Origin of the sequence: Bacillus sp. S2(2024) (assembly GCF_050474045.1) — a bacterium.
GTDB classification, from domain to species: Bacteria; Bacillota; Bacilli; order Bacillales; family Bacillaceae_G; genus Bacillus_A; species Bacillus_A yunxiaonensis.
On the sequence record NZ_JBFLUS010000003.1, the window covers coordinates 2,855,303 to 2,871,645 of the forward strand.

17 protein-coding genes are annotated in these 16,343 nt (G+C 38.2%); all 17 read right to left on the bottom strand.

The window, feature by feature from the left end; all coding sequences use genetic code 11:
• Window positions 1–40: 40 nt before the first annotated feature.
• Window positions 41–1,438, bottom strand: a complete 1,398-nt coding sequence (hslU, locus tag AB1284_RS14315) for an ATP-dependent protease ATPase subunit HslU (RefSeq protein WP_429754202.1) — start codon at window positions 1,436–1,438, stop codon at window positions 41–43.
• A gap of 22 nt (window positions 1,439–1,460) precedes the next feature.
• On the bottom strand, window positions 1,461–2,003 hold the full coding sequence (gene hslV, locus AB1284_RS14320; protein WP_336483120.1) for an ATP-dependent protease subunit HslV: 543 nt from the start codon (window positions 2,001–2,003) through the stop codon (window positions 1,461–1,463).
• 43 nt (window positions 2,004–2,046) lie between these two features.
• The gene (xerC, locus tag AB1284_RS14325; protein ID WP_429754201.1) at window positions 2,047–2,952 is read right to left on the bottom strand and encodes a tyrosine recombinase XerC; all 906 of its coding nucleotides are present in this window, start codon (window positions 2,950–2,952) and stop codon (window positions 2,047–2,049) included.
• A 65-nt stretch (window positions 2,953–3,017) separates the two neighbouring features.
• Complete coding sequence (gene trmFO, locus AB1284_RS14330) at window positions 3,018–4,322, bottom strand: FADH(2)-oxidizing methylenetetrahydrofolate--tRNA-(uracil(54)-C(5))-methyltransferase TrmFO (RefSeq protein WP_429754200.1); 1,305 nt, start codon at window positions 4,320–4,322, stop codon at window positions 3,018–3,020.
• A 51-nt stretch (window positions 4,323–4,373) separates the two neighbouring features.
• Window positions 4,374–6,452, bottom strand: coding sequence for a type I DNA topoisomerase (gene topA / locus AB1284_RS14335; protein ID WP_429754199.1), 2,079 nt, complete (start codon window positions 6,450–6,452; stop codon window positions 4,374–4,376).
• 201 nt (window positions 6,453–6,653) lie between these two features.
• Window positions 6,654–7,526, bottom strand: a complete 873-nt coding sequence (gene dprA / locus AB1284_RS14340; protein ID WP_429754198.1) for a DNA-processing protein DprA — start codon at window positions 7,524–7,526, stop codon at window positions 6,654–6,656.
• An 89-nt stretch (window positions 7,527–7,615) separates the two neighbouring features.
• A complete protein-coding gene (gene sucD, locus AB1284_RS14345) occupies window positions 7,616–8,518 on the bottom strand; it encodes a succinate--CoA ligase subunit alpha (RefSeq protein ID WP_377883949.1) in 903 nt (300 codons plus the stop codon).
• Window positions 8,519–8,538: 20 nt separating this feature from the next.
• The gene (gene sucC, locus AB1284_RS14350) at window positions 8,539–9,699 is read right to left on the bottom strand and encodes an ADP-forming succinate--CoA ligase subunit beta (protein WP_429754196.1); all 1,161 of its coding nucleotides are present in this window, start codon (window positions 9,697–9,699) and stop codon (window positions 8,539–8,541) included.
• Between the two features lie 192 nt (window positions 9,700–9,891).
• Complete coding sequence (locus AB1284_RS14355) at window positions 9,892–10,668, bottom strand: ribonuclease HII (protein ID WP_429754195.1); 777 nt, start codon at window positions 10,666–10,668, stop codon at window positions 9,892–9,894.
• A 307-nt stretch (window positions 10,669–10,975) separates the two neighbouring features.
• Complete coding sequence (gene ylqF / locus AB1284_RS14360; protein WP_429754194.1) at window positions 10,976–11,839, bottom strand: ribosome biogenesis GTPase YlqF; 864 nt, start codon at window positions 11,837–11,839, stop codon at window positions 10,976–10,978.
• A 22-nt stretch (window positions 11,840–11,861) separates the two neighbouring features.
• Window positions 11,862–12,413: a signal peptidase I gene (lepB, locus tag AB1284_RS14365; RefSeq protein WP_429754193.1), complete on the bottom strand. Its 552-nt coding sequence runs from the start codon at window positions 12,411–12,413 to the stop codon at window positions 11,862–11,864.
• A 98-nt stretch (window positions 12,414–12,511) separates the two neighbouring features.
• A complete protein-coding gene (rplS, locus tag AB1284_RS14370) occupies window positions 12,512–12,856 on the bottom strand; it encodes a 50S ribosomal protein L19 (RefSeq protein WP_035428999.1) in 345 nt (114 codons plus the stop codon).
• Between the two features lie 142 nt (window positions 12,857–12,998).
• On the bottom strand, window positions 12,999–13,733 hold the full coding sequence (gene trmD, locus AB1284_RS14375; protein WP_429754192.1) for a tRNA (guanosine(37)-N1)-methyltransferase TrmD: 735 nt from the start codon (window positions 13,731–13,733) through the stop codon (window positions 12,999–13,001).
• Complete coding sequence (rimM, locus tag AB1284_RS14380) at window positions 13,733–14,248, bottom strand: ribosome maturation factor RimM (protein WP_429754191.1); 516 nt, start codon at window positions 14,246–14,248, stop codon at window positions 13,733–13,735. The genes trmD and rimM overlap by 1 nt, the downstream gene beginning before the upstream one ends.
• Before the next feature lie 120 nt (window positions 14,249–14,368).
• Window positions 14,369–14,596, bottom strand: a complete 228-nt coding sequence (locus AB1284_RS14385) for a KH domain-containing protein (protein ID WP_336483130.1) — start codon at window positions 14,594–14,596, stop codon at window positions 14,369–14,371.
• A gap of 14 nt (window positions 14,597–14,610) precedes the next feature.
• Entirely contained in the window at window positions 14,611–14,883 is a 273-nt protein-coding gene (rpsP, locus tag AB1284_RS14390; RefSeq protein ID WP_090912726.1) for a 30S ribosomal protein S16, read from the bottom strand.
• Between the two features lie 101 nt (window positions 14,884–14,984).
• Window positions 14,985–16,334: a signal recognition particle protein gene (ffh, locus tag AB1284_RS14395; protein WP_429754190.1), complete on the bottom strand. Its 1,350-nt coding sequence runs from the start codon at window positions 16,332–16,334 to the stop codon at window positions 14,985–14,987.
• Window positions 16,335–16,343: the final 9 nt, after the last annotated feature.

Genomic DNA, 16,343 nt, shown 5'->3' on the forward strand with positions numbered 1-16,343 from the left:
TAATCACTTGGAAACTAGGGCGAGTCACCTGATGATACTATTACAAAATAAACTGGCTCACATCTTTATTTTTAGCAATCGTCGCTAACTTTTCCTCTACATACTGAGGTGTTATCGTTACCTTTTCTAACGTAATTTCAGATGCTTCAAACGATAAATCTTCAAGAAGTTTTTCCATGATGGTATGAAGCCTTCTTGCTCCAATATTATCTGTGTCTTGATTGACTTGATAGGCAATCTCGGCAATCTTACGAATAGCTTCGTCAGAAAATTCAATTTCTATACCTTCCGTTTCCAATAATGCTATATATTGTTTTACTAAAGCATTATCTGGCTCTACAAGAATTTTTATAAAATCGTCTGCTGACAATTTCGTTAATTCTACTCGAATCGGGAATCTTCCTTGTAGTTCTGGAATTAAATCTGACGGCTTTGACATATGAAAAGCGCCCGCTGCGATAAATAAAACGTAATCCGTTCTTATCGGTCCATACTTTGTCACAACAGTCGATCCTTCCACAATTGGTAAGATATCCCGCTGTACGCCTTCACGTGATACATCAACGCTATTCGATTGTTTACCAGCAATTTTGTCAATCTCATCAATAAAAATAATACCAAGCTGTTCAGCACGATAAACAGCCTCTTGTGTAACTTCATCCATATCAATTAAGCGCTGTGCTTCTTCATTTGTCAAGACTTTTCTCGCTTCTTTTACAGAAAGTTTACGTTTCTTCGTCTTTTTCGGCATAAAACTTCCAAGCGCATCTTGAAAATTCATGCCCATTTGTTCCATTCCTGTACCTTGAAGCATATCAAACATAGATGATTGTTGTTCTGTCACTTCGATTGTAATCGCTTCATCTTCTAGTAAACCTGCAGCAAGCTGCTTTTCTACTTCTTTTCGTTTCTGTTCAATTTCCCGCTCATCCTGCTGTTCCGATACTGAAGTTGTATTTTGATTTTGATACCCACCAAATAACATTTCTAACGGATTTTTAAATCCTGATTCTTTTTGTTTATGCGGTACTAAAATTTCAACAATTCGCTGATTTGCTTGCTCTTCCGCTTTATCCTTAACATGAACCATTTTCTCTTCTTTCACAATTCGAACAGAAGTTTCCACAAGATCACGAATCATAGATTCAACATCACGGCCAACATAACCTACTTCTGTAAATTTTGTCGCCTCTACTTTAATAAAAGGAGCACCTACGAGCTTTGCAATTCGTCTCGCCACTTCTGTTTTCCCGACCCCAGTCGGCCCAATCATTAAAATATTTTTGGGTGCAATTTCATCGCGAAGTTCTTCCGCTAATTTACTGCGGCGATAACGATTTCGGAGCGCCACTGCAACCGCTTTCTTCGCGTCTTTTTGACCAATAATATATTGATCTAGCTTCTCTACAATTTGTCGCGGAGTAAAATGTAAATGCATATAAAATGCCTCCCTTACAGTTCTACAATTCTTCCACAATAATATTTTCGTTCGTATATACACAAATATTACTAGCGATTTCTAAACTTGCTTTCGCAATGTCTCTTGCTTTAAAATGATCACCTGCATGCTGTTTTAAAGCACGCCCTGCTGCAAGTGCATAATGCCCACCAGATCCAATCGCTAAAATGCCATCATCAGGTTCAATCACTTCACCTGTTCCTGAAACTAGTAATAACGTACTTTTGTCCATAACGATTAACATTGCCTCTAATTGGCGAAGCATTTTATCTCCCCGCCACTGCTTTGCCATTTCTACAGCAGCTCGCTGCAAATTACCGTTGTATTCTTCAAGCTTCCCTTCGAACATTTCAAAAAGCGTAAAAGCATCTGCGACAGAACCCGCAAAACCAGCTAACACTTTACCGTGAAATAACTTTCGCACTTTACGAGCTGTATGCTTCATAACAACAGCATTTCCAAGCGTAACTTGCCCGTCACCAGCCATTGCACATTCTCCATTATGGTGAATTGCAAATATCGTTGTAGCATGGAAATTTCCCATAGAAAAAACTCCTTTATTTGTTTTTATAGCTTCTAAAAGCAATTTATGCGCGAGGATGATGCATCATGTAAACAGAACGTAACCTTTCCTTTGAGACATGCGTATAAATTTGTGTTGCCGATAAATTTTCATGTCCTAATAGCTCTTGTACAGTTCGTAAGTCTGCCCCTTCATTTAACATATGAGTCGCAAATGTATGTCTTAACATATGAGGGCTTATATGCATTGTAAGGGAAGTTTTTTTTATTAGTTCATTTAAAATATATCGAACACCCCGATCTGTTAACGGTGTACCTTTCACATTTAAAAACACCATTTGGGAGTGTTTCTCCGATTTTTTCTCTAATCGTTTTCTCCCATTTTCTATGTAGGTTAGTAAAGCATCTTGTGCATAACTCCCAAAGGGAACATAACGCTGTTTCTTTCCTTTCCCCATCACCAAAATCGTCCCAATTGAAAAATCAATATCGGTAAGTTGAAGATTCACACATTCACTGACACGAATACCCGTCGCATACATGAGCTCCAATAAAGCTTGATCTCGCTGCCCTAACGGTTTGGCAGTATCGGAAACTTCAAATAACCGCTCTAATTCTTCGGCGTACAAAAATTTGGGGATTGACCACTCTTTTTTAGGGAGTGACGCAAGTGCAAATGGATTATCTTCTCTATATCCTTCACGCATCAAAAAACGGTACAGACTTCGTAAACTCGAGATTTTGCGCGCTACAGATTTTCTTGCTAACTTTTCATTATGCAAAGTGGTTAAATATAAACGAACATCAACGTACGTAATATCCGCAAAAGAGGAAATACCCTCTCGCTTCATAAATTGCACAAAATGTTCTAAATCATTCTGATAACTTTCAATTGTATATTTTGAATAATTTCTTTCAATTTGTAAATATCCGACGAATAATTGTAACATTTTATTCACATGTTCATCCATACTCTTCACCTCAATAAAGGCTACTAAATCGTATCACAATTTAGTAGCCTTTGCAAGAAATTTAACTAAATATTTACAAAATTTTGAATTGTTTCTAAAGCGCGATTTGCATACGCTTCATTACGTTCTTGCTTCTTCTTAATTTTCTTTTCTAGCGGTGCAAACAATCCGAAATTTGCGTTCATCGGTTGGAAGTTTTTCACATTCGTTGTTGTGATGTAATTCGCCATACTCCCCATTGCTGTTACTGGCGGTAGAACAACCGGCTCTTCACCTTTCACAAGGCGAGCTGCATTTATACCTGCCAACAAGCCTGAAGCGGCTGATTCTACATAACCCTCTACTCCAGTCATTTGTCCAGCAAAGAATAAATCATTTCGATTTTTATATTGGTATGTTGGACGCAGTAGTTTTGGCGAATTAATAAATGTATTACGATGCATCACACCGTAACGTACAATCTCTGCATTTTCTAATCCAGGAATTAGTTGTAACACTTCTTTTTGTGGTCCCCACTTTAAGTGAGTTTGGAAACCAACAATATTGTATAATGTTCCCGCCGCATCATCTTGACGTAATTGAACAACCGCATATGGCGTTTTCCCTGTTTTCGGATCTTCTAATCCAACTGGTTTCATTGGTCCAAACAGCAATGTTTGTCGCCCACGGTTTGCCATTACTTCTACAGGCATGCACCCTTCAAAGAAAACTTCCTTCTCGAACTCTTTTAATGGCACTGTTTCTGCAGCAATTAACGCATCATAAAAACGGTTAAATTCTTCTTCTGTCATCGGACAGTTTAAATATGCTGCTTCACCTTTATCATAGCGAGATTTTAAATAGACTTTCTCCATATCAATGCTATCTTTTTCCACAATAGGTGCTGCCGCATCATAGAAGTAAAAATAGTCCTCACCCGTTAGTTCTTTTAGTTGTGCTGATAGCGCTGGTGAAGTAAGCGGCCCTGTTGCAATTACAGTAGTTCCTTCTGGAATTTCTGTAATTTCCTCATTCATTACCGTTACGTTCGGATGATTTTTCACATATTCTGTTACTTTCGCCGCAAATTCATGACGGTCTACAGCTAAAGCACCACCCGCCGGTACAGAACACTCATCTGCTGCACGAATAATAACAGAATCCATACGGCGCATCTCTTCTTTAATTACCCCAACCGCATTTGTTAATGTATTCGCACGAAGCGAGTTACTGCATACAAGCTCAGCAAATTTATCTGTATGATGAGCTGGTGTTTGTTTTACTGGTCTCATTTCATATAATCTTACTTGAACGCCACGTTTTGCAATTTGGTAAGCTGCTTCGCTTCCTGCAAGACCTGCACCAATTACATTTACTACTTGTGTTGTCATTTGTCTCACCTTTCTTTTTTCATTTCCCGAAAAAAATGTGAGCTGGTAGGCTCACATTTGTTGTTCTTCTTCATAATCACAAGAAATACACTGTACTTGAACGCCTTTTTTCAACTTCTTCTCAACAAGCATCCCTTCACACTTTGGACATTTCCGGCCAATTGGCTTATCCCAAGAAACAAAGTCGCACTCAGGATATGTGCCGCAGCCGTAAAAAAGACGTTTCTTTTTATTACTTCGACGCTCAATAATTTGTCCTTCGTTACACTTCGGACATGTAACACCGATTTCTTTAACAATCGGTTTTGTATTTCGGCAATCTGGGAAATTAGAACAAGCCATAAACTTTCCGAATTTACCCATTTTGAAGACCATTGGGTTACCGCACAGCTCACAATCTTCTCCGGCAGGCTCATCTTTAATTTCTATTTCGCGCATTTCTTTCTCCGCTTTCTCTAAACGCGGTTCAAACTCTTTGTAGAAATCATCAACAATTTGTACCCAATTTGCTTTTCCCTCTTCTACTTCATCAAGATTTTGCTCCATATTAGCTGTAAACTCGATATTAATAATTTCTGGGAAAAACTCTAAAATAAGTTCAATTACAATTTCGCCAAGCTCAGTCGGAATAAATCTCTTATTGTCTAACCCTACATATCCACGTTTTTGAATCGTTTCTAGCGTCGGTACATATGTAGATGGTCTACCAATTCCAAGTTCCTCTAACGTTTTTACTAAACGCGCCTCTGTATAACGTGGTGGTGGCTGAGTGAAATGTTGTTTCGGTTCGACATCTTTAGAAAAAACTGTTTCTCCTATGTCCAACTTAGGTAACATTCTATCCTTCTCTTCAGCTCCATCATCTTTTGCTTCCACATATACTTTCATAAATCCTGGGAATTTCACAACAGATCCATTCGCACGAAATTGAACAGAATTGTTTATCAATGTAGCTGTAACGGTATCCATTATAGCAGATGCCATCTGACTTGCAACAAATCGCTCCCAAATCAGTTTGTATAAACGATATTGGTCACGGCTCAAACAGCTTTTTAATTCATCTGGTTTACGCAAAACAGATGAAGGGCGAATCGCTTCATGCGCATCTTGTGCATTTGCATTTTTCGACTCTTTCTTTTTTTGTGTCCCTATGTAGTCTGCCCCAAATGCTTCTTCAATATAAGAACGTGCTTCTTGCTGCGCTGTTTCTGAAATTCTCGTTGAATCTGTTCTCATATATGTAATTAATCCGACTGTTCCTTGCTTTCCAATGTCAATTCCTTCATACAGCTGCTGTGCAAGCATCATCGTTTTCTTTGCTCGCATATTTAACTTTCTCGCAGCTTCTTGTTGCAGAGAAGATGTCGTAAATGGTAATGCAGGATTACGTTTTCGTTCTTTTTTCGTTACACTTTCAACTGAAAATGCATTCCCTTGCATTTTTTCAATAACTTCATTTACTTGCTGTTCATTTGTTAACTCTACTTTTTCCCCGTTTATTCCATAGAAGGATGCTTCAAACGTCTCTTTTCCTTTTACAAATTCAGTTTTAATCGTCCAGAATTCTTCTGGTATAAACGCTTGAATTTCTTTTTCGCGCTCTATAATTAGGCGTACTGCAACAGACTGCACACGGCCTGCACTTAATCCTTTTTTTACTTTCTTCCATAATAAAGGACTAATGTTATAACCGACAAGTCGGTCAAGCACGCGTCTTGCTTGCTGCGCATCCACTAAATCCATATTAATCGCACGAGGATGTTTAAAAGATTCTTTAATAGCATCTTTTGTAATTTCATTGAATACAACACGGCAATCTGATTCTACATCTACATTCAGCGTATTAGCTAAATGCCAAGCAATCGCTTCTCCTTCGCGATCTGGATCGGCTGCGAGATAGACTTTTTTTGCTTTTTTTGCCGCTGTCTTCAAATCTTTTAAAACAGGCCCTTTACCACGAATGGTAATATATTTGGGAGTAAAATTATTTTTCACTTCTATTCCCATTTGGCTTTTAGGTAAATCGCGAACATGGCCCATAGACGCGACTACTTTGTATTTTTTCCCTAAATATTTTTCAATCGTTTTCGCCTTAGAAGGCGACTCCACGATTACAAGGTAATCTGACATGCTAGTGCCTCCTTAAGAGGTGGATTCAAGTCTTCATCTTCACTTACACAGATGCTCCTTCCTCAAAGTCCCTAAAACTTTTTGGATGGATTATTGACTAATATTATTGATTTCCCTCATTTTTGTCAATCAACAATGAATATAACATACAGTGACAATCTACTATTTGTCAATAATTGTTTAATAAAAACATGAAATATACTAGCAATTTGAAAGTTCTTCTATCACATCTTTGGCACATTGAACTAATTTCGCCCCTTGCTGGATGAGCTGATTCGTTCCAATCGCACTCTCAATATAGTTGGGTCCCGGCAAAGCAAACACTTCTCTATTTTGTTCTAAAGCAAAGTCCGCTGTAATAAGAGAACCACTCCGAGCTTTCGCTTCTACTACGAGAACACCTTGACAAAGTCCACTTATAATACGATTTCGCCTCGGAAAATACCATTTTTGCGGTGCATAATGCGGGGGATACTCCGTTACAAGTACGATTTGTTCTTTCCATTTTTCATAAAAAGATTGATTCTTCTTTGGATACATATATTGTAAGCCGTGTCCTAATACTGCAATTGTCGCAAAACGGTGCTCTACGGCAATTTCATGCGCAATTGTATCAATGCCACTTGCAAGCCCACTCACAATTAACCATTCATTTTTCATAAGCGGTTGTAAAATAGATTGTATGTTGCCTTTTCCGTATAAAGACGGGTTTCTCGTCCCAACAACAGCTATTTTTTTTGCCTGTTGTAGCAATTCTTTTTTTCCCTTTCCATATAAAACAAACGGAGGATCAGGAATTTCGCGCAATAAATTCGGATAGTCATCATCCCATATCGTTATATAAAAAATGTGTTCATCTTGTAATTTTTGAATACAGAAAGAAGGATGTGTTTTTTGAAGATAAGAAAAAAGTGCAGAGGCTTTTTGCATAGACAGCCCAAGATATTTTTCAATTTGAGGAACTTGAAAGGAATAAATGTCAGTTAACTGAGGATCGATATAAAGTAAACGCCGGAGTACTTTCCACTGATCCGCCAAACAGTAGTGAAGATGTAACAATCTCTCACGTTTCATATTTATTCTCCTTACCCATAATTAACATTATGTAAACAATGAAAGGTATAAAAGACACCCTCTTTTACAGAAGGTGTCTTTCTAAACTATTAATAATTTTTACAAGTTTCAAATAAACCTTTTTCTTTTAAAACAGAAATTAAAGTTTCACCCATAACAGCTGGTGTTTCAGCAACTTTAATACCACATGCTTCCATTGTTTTGATTTTTTCAGCAGCTGTACCTTTACCACCAGAAATAATCGCACCAGCATGGCCCATGCGTTTTCCTGGAGGTGCTGTTTGACCACCGATAAAGCCAACAACAGGTTTCGTCATGTTCGCTTTTACCCACTCAGCAGCTTCTTCTTCTGCTGTTCCACCAATTTCACCAATCATAATAACAGCATGTGTTTCTTCATCTTCGTTAAATGCTTTTAATGCATCGATGAAGTTTGTACCATTTACAGGGTCACCACCGATACCAACTGCTGTTGATTGGCCGATTCCTTCTTGTGTTAATTGATGTACAGCTTCATATGTTAACGTACCTGAACGAGATACGATACCTACATGACCTTTTTTATGAATGTATCCTGGCATAATACCAATCTTACACTCATCTGGCGTAATAACACCTGGGCAGTTTGGTCCAAGAAGACGTGTTTTTTTACCTTCCATGTATTTCTTAACATTTACCATGTCTAATACAGGGATACCCTCTGTAATACATACTACTAAATCAAGCTCCGCATCAACAGCTTCCATAATTGCATCAGCAGCAAAAGCAGGTGGAACGTACACAACAGAAGCGTTTGCACCCGTTGCTTTTACAGCGTCTTCTACTGTATTAAATACTGGTACACCTTCGATTTCAGTACCACCTTTACCAGGCGTTACACCACCGACGATTTTTGTACCATATTCAATCATTTGTTTTGTATGGAATAAACCTTGAGAACCTGTAATACCTTGTACAATAACTTTTGTATCTTTATTAACTAATACGCTCATTTCTTCTCCCCCGCTTTCTATTAGCCTACTAGTGAAACAATTTTTTGTGCACCGTCTGCCATAGATTCTGCTGCAACAATATTTAAACCAGATTCATTTAAAATTTTCTTTCCTAATTCCACATTTGTACCTTCAAGACGAACTACAAGCGGTAATTCAAGGCCCACTTGTTTCGTTGCTTCGATAACACCTTCTGCAATTACATCACATTTCATAATTCCACCGAAAATGTTAACAAAAATACCTTTTACATTTTTGTCAGAAAGAATAATTTTGAAAGCTTCTGTAACTTTTTCAGCTGTAGCGCCGCCACCAACATCTAAGAAGTTAGCTGGGTCACCGCTATAATGTTTAATGATATCCATCGTTGCCATCGCTAGTCCAGCACCGTTTACCATACAACCGATATTTCCATCTAATGAAATGTAGTTTAAGTCATATTTAGAAGCTTCCACTTCTTTTGGATCTTCTTCATCAAGATCACGAAGTTCTAAAATATCTTTATGACGATATAAAGCATTAGAATCGAAGTTTAATTTTGCATCTAACGCCATAACTTTTCCGTCGCCTGTTGTAACAAGCGGGTTAATTTCTGCGATAGAGCAATCTTTTTCAATAAACGCACGGTATAAGCCCATCATAAACTTCACAGCTTGTCCAACAAGCTCATTTGGAATATTGATATTAAATGCAATACGACGCGCTTGGAAGCCTTGTAAACCTACCGCTGGATCAATATATTCTTTAAAGATTTTTTCTGGTGTTTTCTCTGCTACTTCTTCAATTTCTGTGCCGCCTTCTTCAGACGCCATTAATACAACTTGAGAAGTTGCACGATCTAATACAAGACCAACATAATATTCTTTTTTAATGTCGCATCCTTCTTCGATAAGTAAGCGCTTTACCTCTTTACCTTCAGGACCTGTTTGATGAGTTACAAGCGTTTTCCCCAGAATTTCCTCTGCATATGTACGAACTTCTTCTAAGTTCTTCGCTACTTTTACACCGCCAGCTTTGCCGCGTCCGCCAGCATGAATTTGTGCTTTTACTACACATACACTCGTTCCTAATTCTTTCGCTGCTTCTACAGCTTCTTCTACTGTAAAGGCAACCTTCCCGTTCGGAACGCTTACCCCATAGTTTCTAAGGACTTCTTTCCCCTGATACTCGTGGATATTCATGGTCCCATCCTCCCCTATTTTCCTGTTTTACTCGAAAAGTTTTTTAATGTTTTTAAACACTACATTAGTCATTGTATAAAATGATTGCCACGCTGTCTACAATAAAGTGTCAGAAAACTGAAATCGCTTTATTCTTTTTTTAAAAATAGTAATGTTAATATACAAAAATAAAAAAATAAGCTGTAGATTAGCTTATTTTTTTATCATATCTTTAATTGGAGCAAACGATTTTCGATGTTCATCTAACACACCGTAAGTTTCAATCGCCTGTAAATGCTGTTTCGTTCCATAACCCATATGTTGCTCAAATCCATACTGCGGATATCGTTTTCCAAGCTCCTTCATCATACGATCACGTGTTACTTTCGCAATTACAGATGCAGCCGAAATAGAAATGCTTTTCGCATCTCCTTTAATAATAGACGTTTGAGGAATTGAAGTAGGAAGTTCCATCGCATCAATTAGTAAATGTTCTGGCGTACAAGATAAATTTGCAACAGCATCTAACATCGCTTGTTTCGTCGCTTGGTAAATATTTATTTCATCAATTACATTAGGTGGGATAATCCCAATCCCGATTGCTAATGCCTTCTCTTGAATTTCATCATAAAACCGCTCACGCTTCGCCTCACTCAACTTTTTCGAATCATTTAAACCTGGTATATAGAAATCCTCCGGAAGCACAACAGCAGCAGTAACAACAGGTCCTGCTAACGGTCCTCTTCCCACTTCATCAATACCCGCAATAGATACAATTCCTTTTTGACGGAGCGCACTTTCATAAATCGACATCTCAATAAATTTTTGTTTTTCTTTTTCTTTATCCCCTTTTTGTTTTTTCCATTTTGTAATGAGTCTTTGCACACCTTTTCGTTCGTCTTCTAATAACATAACAAAACGCTCGTCGTCTTCTTGTACAACTTCTTGTAATAGAGCTTCTATTTCTTGAATTGTTTGTTTTTTAGACATACGCAGTTCCTCCTCCAAATAAGAAAAGGCGTGCAAAAGCGCGCCTTTTCTTTCCCGTTTAACAAGTAGCAAGCCTTATCTCTGTATTCAGCAGAATGAAAGACACCGAGCTTAAAATAACTACCAGTAAAAATTCAATGAATGCAACGAACCAACTAGAAGTCCGGCTTTATGTCGCTTCCCCCACCTCAAATTTCAGAGAGTAGCCAAGATGATAGGTGAGGACTAACTGCTGGCATGTGCCCGATTGGTGAGAGCTTTCCATCAGCGGAGGATGAAGACAATTCCAACTGATAGAAGTTTCACTTTACGCTTCTTCTATTGTTTCTTCTGGTGTTTCAAAGGTCATTTTCCCCAGTTTACCACCACGAAGTTCACGAAGAACAAGTTCTGATGTTTTGTCATAATCAACAAGTCCCCCACCCATTAAACAGCCTCTATTCTTTCCAATTGCGTCAAATAATTCCACAATATCTTCTGGAATGTCATTTAACTTATAACGCTCTTTCAAACGTTCTGGGTACTGTTTCTCCATAAATCGAAGTGCATATACAGCCACATCTTGTAAATTTAAAATCGAATCTTTAATTGCACCAGTCGTTGCAAGACGAAGTCCAACCATTTCATCTTCAAATTTCGGCCACAAAATACCCGGTGTATCTAGTAATTCCATTTCTTTTCCTACTTTAATCCACTGCTGTGCAGTCGTTACACCCGGACGATCGCCTGTTTTTGCAATATTTTTCTTTGCTAATTTATTAATTAATGTTGATTTTCCAACATTCGGAATGCCAACAATTAAAGCGCGAATTGCTCGCGGTTTAATACCTTTTGCAACCATCTTATCAAACTTTTCTTTCACAAGCTCCTTACATGCTGCTGTAATTTCTTTCATACCTTGTCCAGCTTGTGCATTAATAGAAATTGCTTTATGACCTTTTTCCTCAAAATACGCAATCCATGCCTTTGTTACACGATCATCTGCCATATCTGCTTTATTTAAAACGACTAGCCTTGGCTTATGCGTAATAATTTCATCAATCATCGGATTTCGTGATGATAAGGGCAATCTTGCATCAACAAGTTCAATTACAACATCAATTAATTTTAACTTTTCTGTTACTTGTCGCCTTGCTTTGGCCATATGACCTGGAAACCATTGAATTACCATATTTCCACCTTCTTTTCTACGTTCATTTTACAATACGAGCATCTTTTAATGGCCAATATAACATATTAGCTTTCCCAATCACTTGGTCCATTGAAACTGTTCCAATTGTACGACTATCTTTACTAAAACGGCGATTGTCTCCTAATACAAATAATTGCCCTTTTGGAACTGTTGTCTTCCCTGTAATTTCTTCAAGCTTAAAATCATATGTTAGAGGACCTTCAGAAAGCTGCTTTTTTTCCTCATCTAAATACGGCTCTTTATACGGCTTTCCGTTAATATAGAGTGTGTCATTTCGATATTCTACCTGATCACCCGGCAAACCAATAACACGTTTAATGTAATCTTTATCTTCCGTTGCTTGAAACACAATAATATCAAAGCGTTTCGGTTCTCCAATGTGGTACCCAATTTTGTTGACAATCATTCGATCACGATCATGAAGAGTTGGTGACATAGATACACCATCTACAAGAATCGGGGCAAAGAAAAACTGTCTAATAACCCAAGCTAAAACAACAGCGATCAAAATGGCTTTTATCCATTCCCAAAGCGTACTTTTTTGTTTCGTCATGCGGTTCCCCTCCACAATTATGTAAGCTGTTTGTATACGAGCAATATACAGCCAGATTGGAAAAAGGGAGCTTGCAAATACAAGCTCCCATACATGTCTTATCGAATTTCTTTAATACGTGCTTTTTTACCGCGAAGGTTGCGTAAGTAGTATAACTTAGCACGACGTACTTTACCACGGCGAAGTACTTCGATTTTCGCGATTCTTGGCGTGTGAACTGGGAATGTACGTTCAACACCTACACCGTAAGAAATCTTACGAACTGTGAATGTTTCGCTAATTCCGCCACCACGACGTTTAATTACAACACCTTCAAAAATCTGAATTCTCTCACGAGTACCCTCTACTACTTTTACGTGTACACGTAAAGTGTCACCAGGACGGAATGAAGGTAAATCAGTTTTTAATTGATTTTTTGTAATTTCTGCGATTAATTGTTGCATATTCAATTCTCTCCTTCCAAACAGATGCTCATGCAAAGTCATTTCATAAATTACAGCGGAACACCGTTGTTAACGGCTACTCTCTATAAGTAGCACAAGTGTTATAATAGCATATTGCTCGTTCTGTTGCAATAGCATTTTTTTACTTCTCTTCTTTAAATTCTGCTAACCATTTTTCTTCTTGTTTTGATAAACTACGTTCCTCTAATAAGTCAGGACGGCGCATATACGTGCGGCGAAGTGATTCTTTATGACGCCATTCTTCAATATATTTATGATTACCAGATATAAGTACATCCGGTACTTTCATTCCACGAAAATCCGCTGGTCTTGTATAATGCGGGTGCTCGAGTAAGCCTGTACTAAATGAATCTTCTATTTGCGATTGCTGATTTCCTAGGACATCAGGCAATAGACGGACAACACTATCTGTAATAACCATAGATGCCAGCTCTCCGCCTGTTAATACATAATCTCCTATTGAAATTTCATCTGTTACAAGATGCTCGCGAACACGCTCATCATACCCTTCATAATGACCACAAATAAAAATTACATGTTCTTCTTGCGCTAACTCTTCAGCTTTCTTTTGCGTAAAACGCTCTCCTTGCGGACACATTAACACAACACGTGGTTTACGCTCTGTTTCCTTCGTAAGCTGTTCTACCGCATCAAAAATCGGCTGTGGTGTCAACACCATTCCAGCTCCCCCGCCATACGGATAATCATCGACACTATTATGTTTATTAGTTGAATAATCACGAAAGTTTACAACTCTTAGCTGTACAGCTTCTTTTTCTTGTGCTTTTTTCAATATAGAAGAACCAAAAACACCCGTAAACATTTCTGGAAACAATGTTAAAATATCGATTTTCATTACAGTAATCCTTCCATTACTTGAATGGTTACAAGCTTTTCATCAATGTTTACTTGTAAGACAACTTCCTCGATATATGGGATTAAAACATCTTGGCCTTTTGGTTGTTTGATGACCCAAACGTCGTTTGCGCCAGGAGAAAGAATTTCTTTAATCGTACCAATTGTTTCTCCGTCTTCCGTTACAACGGTACAACCAATAATTTCGTGATAATAATATTCTCCTTCAGGCAATTCTCCAAGCTGCTCCTCTGGGACTTTTAATAAAGAGCCTTTCAATTGCTCTACTTCATTTATATTGTTATAACCTTCAAATTTCAGTAAATCAAAAGATTTATGCTGACGATGAGAAGTTACCTTTACAGCTAGTGGCTCAGCCACTTTCTCTTGCCATATGTATAATATGTTTCCTACTTTATAGCGCTCTTCCGGAAAATCTGTCCGAGAGATTACACGTACCTCTCCTTTAACACCTTGAGTATTTACAATTTTCCCTACATTAAACCATTTTGTCATAAACAGCACGTCACCCCTGTTTGTTATATGTCGTTAGCATCTCCATTCTCTTTGCTGAAGATGCGATTTATCTTAAAATGTTAAAAAAGGGTGAGGAACAGATCCTCGCCCTTTTTATGCTTATTGAATTTCCAGCGTTACTTTCTCATTTTGATGATGTCCCGCTGCATATAAGATCGTTCGAATTGCTTTTGCAACTCGCCCTTGTTTCCCAATGACTTTACCCACATCCTCAGGATGTACGATTAATCGATACTTCATCTCTCCGTTGTACAGTTCCTGTGTAACCTTTACATCTTCAGGATGATCCACAAGGGGTTTAACAATTGTTTCGATTAACCCTGTCATAGCCATTGTTCGAATTACTTACCTTGTTTAGATAAGTGGAATTTCTCCATGATACCTTGTTTAGAGAACAGGTTACGAACTGTATCAGATGGTTTCGCACCGTTTCCTAACCATTTTAATGCTGCTTCTTCGTTGATTTTAACTTCAGCTGGTTGAGCAACTGGATTGTAAGTTCCGATTTCCTCGATGAAACGTCCGTCACGAGGAGAACGAGAATCTGCAACAACTACACGATAGAAAGGAGATTTTTTAGCTCCCATACGTTTTAAACGAATTTTAACTGCCATTTATAAAGCACCTCCGAATATATTTCACACAGATAATAATATTAGCAAAAAGAGTGACCCTTTGTAAAGTATTTTTTCTTAACAGAGCCATCTTTTTTTCCTTACATAAATGGAAACTTCAAGCCGCCTAGTCCTTTTTTCTTACCTTTTTGCATACCAGACATCGTTTTCATCATCTTTTTCATATCTTCAAATTGTTTCAAAAGACGATTGATCTCTTGTACAGTTGTACCGCTACCTTTAGCGATACGTTTCTTACGACTGGCGTTAATCATTTCCGGTTGTTCACGCTCTAATTTCGTCATTGAGCGAATAATCGCTTCAATGTGTCCAATTTGCTTTTCGTCAACTTGAACATTTTTTAATCCCTTAATTTTCCCGGCACCAGGAAGCATATTAAGAAGTTCATCAAGCGGTCCCAATTGACGCACTTGTCCTAATTGCTCTAGAAAATCATCTAACGTAAAGGAAAGTGTACGCATTTTTTGCTCAAGTTCTCTTGCTTTTTCTTCATCAACTGTCGCCTGCGCCTTTTCAATTAACGTTAGAACATCACCCATACCTAAAATACGAGATGCCATACGTTCTGGGTGGAATACCTCTAATGCATCTAATTTCTCACCCATACCAGCAAATTTAATCGGTGTGTTTGTAACAGCTTTAATAGATAGTGCTGCACCTCCGCGCGTATCACCATCTAATTTTGTTAATACGACACCTGTTAAACCAAGCTGTTCGTGGAAGCTTTGAGCCACATTTACCGCATCTTGTCCTGTCATTGCATCAACAACAAGGAAAATTTCATCCGGATTGGCTACTTCTTTAACTTGTGCTAATTCAGCCATGAGCTCCTCATCAATATGCAGACGACCTGCTGTATCAATCAGAACATAATCATGGTGATCTTCTTTAGCTTTCGCAATCGCTTGCTTTGCAATTTCAACAGGACTTACCTTATCTCCTAAAGAGAAAACTGGCATATCCAATTGCTTACCAAGTGTTTCAAGCTGTTTAATTGCTGCTGGACGATAAATATCAGCCGCGACCAACATCGGTTTACGATTATGCTTTTTACGAAGCAAATTCGCAAGCTTACCTGTTGTCGTCGTTTTACCTGCACCCTGCAAACCAACCATCATAATAACAGTTGGCGGACGGTTAGAGACAGCAATTTTACTTTGCTCTCCACCCATTAATTCTGTAAGTTCTTCCTGTACTACTTTAATAACTTGCTGTCCAGGTGTTAAACTTTTCATTACATCTTGTCCGACAGCACGTTCAGACACACGCTTAACAAAATCTTTTACTACTTTAAAGTTAACGTCTGCCTCTAAAAGAGCAAGACGAACTTCTCTCATCATTTCTTTTACGTCGGCTTCAGTTACTTTCCCTTTGCCGCGAATTTTTTGCATTGTCTGTTGAAGTCGGTCGGCTAATCCTTCAAATGCCATATTGCCGCC

What these genes read in the sequence shown, in the direction of transcription:
- hslU (WP_429754202.1), bottom strand. Translation starts at nt 1,438, where the DNA reads ATGCATTTACATTTTACTCCGCGACAAATTGTAGAGAAGCTAGATCAA.
- hslV (WP_336483120.1), bottom strand. Translation starts at nt 2,003, where the DNA reads ATGGGAAATTTCCATGCTACAACGATATTTGCAATTCACCATAATGGA.
- xerC (WP_429754201.1), bottom strand. Translation starts at nt 2,952, where the DNA reads ATGGATGAACATGTGAATAAAATGTTACAATTATTCGTCGGATATTTA.
- trmFO (WP_429754200.1), bottom strand. Translation starts at nt 4,322, where the DNA reads ATGACAACACAAGTAGTAAATGTAATTGGTGCAGGTCTTGCAGGAAGC.
- topA (WP_429754199.1), bottom strand. Translation starts at nt 6,452, where the DNA reads ATGTCAGATTACCTTGTAATCGTGGAGTCGCCTTCTAAGGCGAAAACG.
- dprA (WP_429754198.1), bottom strand. Translation starts at nt 7,526, where the DNA reads ATGAAACGTGAGAGATTGTTACATCTTCACTACTGTTTGGCGGATCAG.
- sucD (WP_377883949.1), bottom strand. Translation starts at nt 8,518, where the DNA reads ATGAGCGTATTAGTTAATAAAGATACAAAAGTTATTGTACAAGGTATT.
- sucC (WP_429754196.1), bottom strand. Translation starts at nt 9,699, where the DNA reads ATGAATATCCACGAGTATCAGGGGAAAGAAGTCCTTAGAAACTATGGG.
- AB1284_RS14355 (WP_429754195.1), bottom strand. Translation starts at nt 10,668, where the DNA reads ATGTCTAAAAAACAAACAATTCAAGAAATAGAAGCTCTATTACAAGAA.
- ylqF (WP_429754194.1), bottom strand. Translation starts at nt 11,839, where the DNA reads ATGGTAATTCAATGGTTTCCAGGTCATATGGCCAAAGCAAGGCGACAA.
- lepB (WP_429754193.1), bottom strand. Translation starts at nt 12,413, where the DNA reads ATGACGAAACAAAAAAGTACGCTTTGGGAATGGATAAAAGCCATTTTG.
- rplS (WP_035428999.1), bottom strand. Translation starts at nt 12,856, where the DNA reads ATGCAACAATTAATCGCAGAAATTACAAAAAATCAATTAAAAACTGAT.
- trmD (WP_429754192.1), bottom strand. Translation starts at nt 13,733, where the DNA reads ATGAAAATCGATATTTTAACATTGTTTCCAGAAATGTTTACGGGTGTT.
- rimM (WP_429754191.1), bottom strand. Translation starts at nt 14,248, where the DNA reads ATGACAAAATGGTTTAATGTAGGGAAAATTGTAAATACTCAAGGTGTT.
- AB1284_RS14385 (WP_336483130.1), bottom strand. Translation starts at nt 14,596, where the DNA reads ATGACAGGGTTAATCGAAACAATTGTTAAACCCCTTGTGGATCATCCT.
- rpsP (WP_090912726.1), bottom strand. Translation starts at nt 14,883, where the DNA reads ATGGCAGTTAAAATTCGTTTAAAACGTATGGGAGCTAAAAAATCTCCT.
- ffh (WP_429754190.1), bottom strand. Translation starts at nt 16,334, where the DNA reads ATGGCATTTGAAGGATTAGCCGACCGACTTCAACAGACAATGCAAAAA.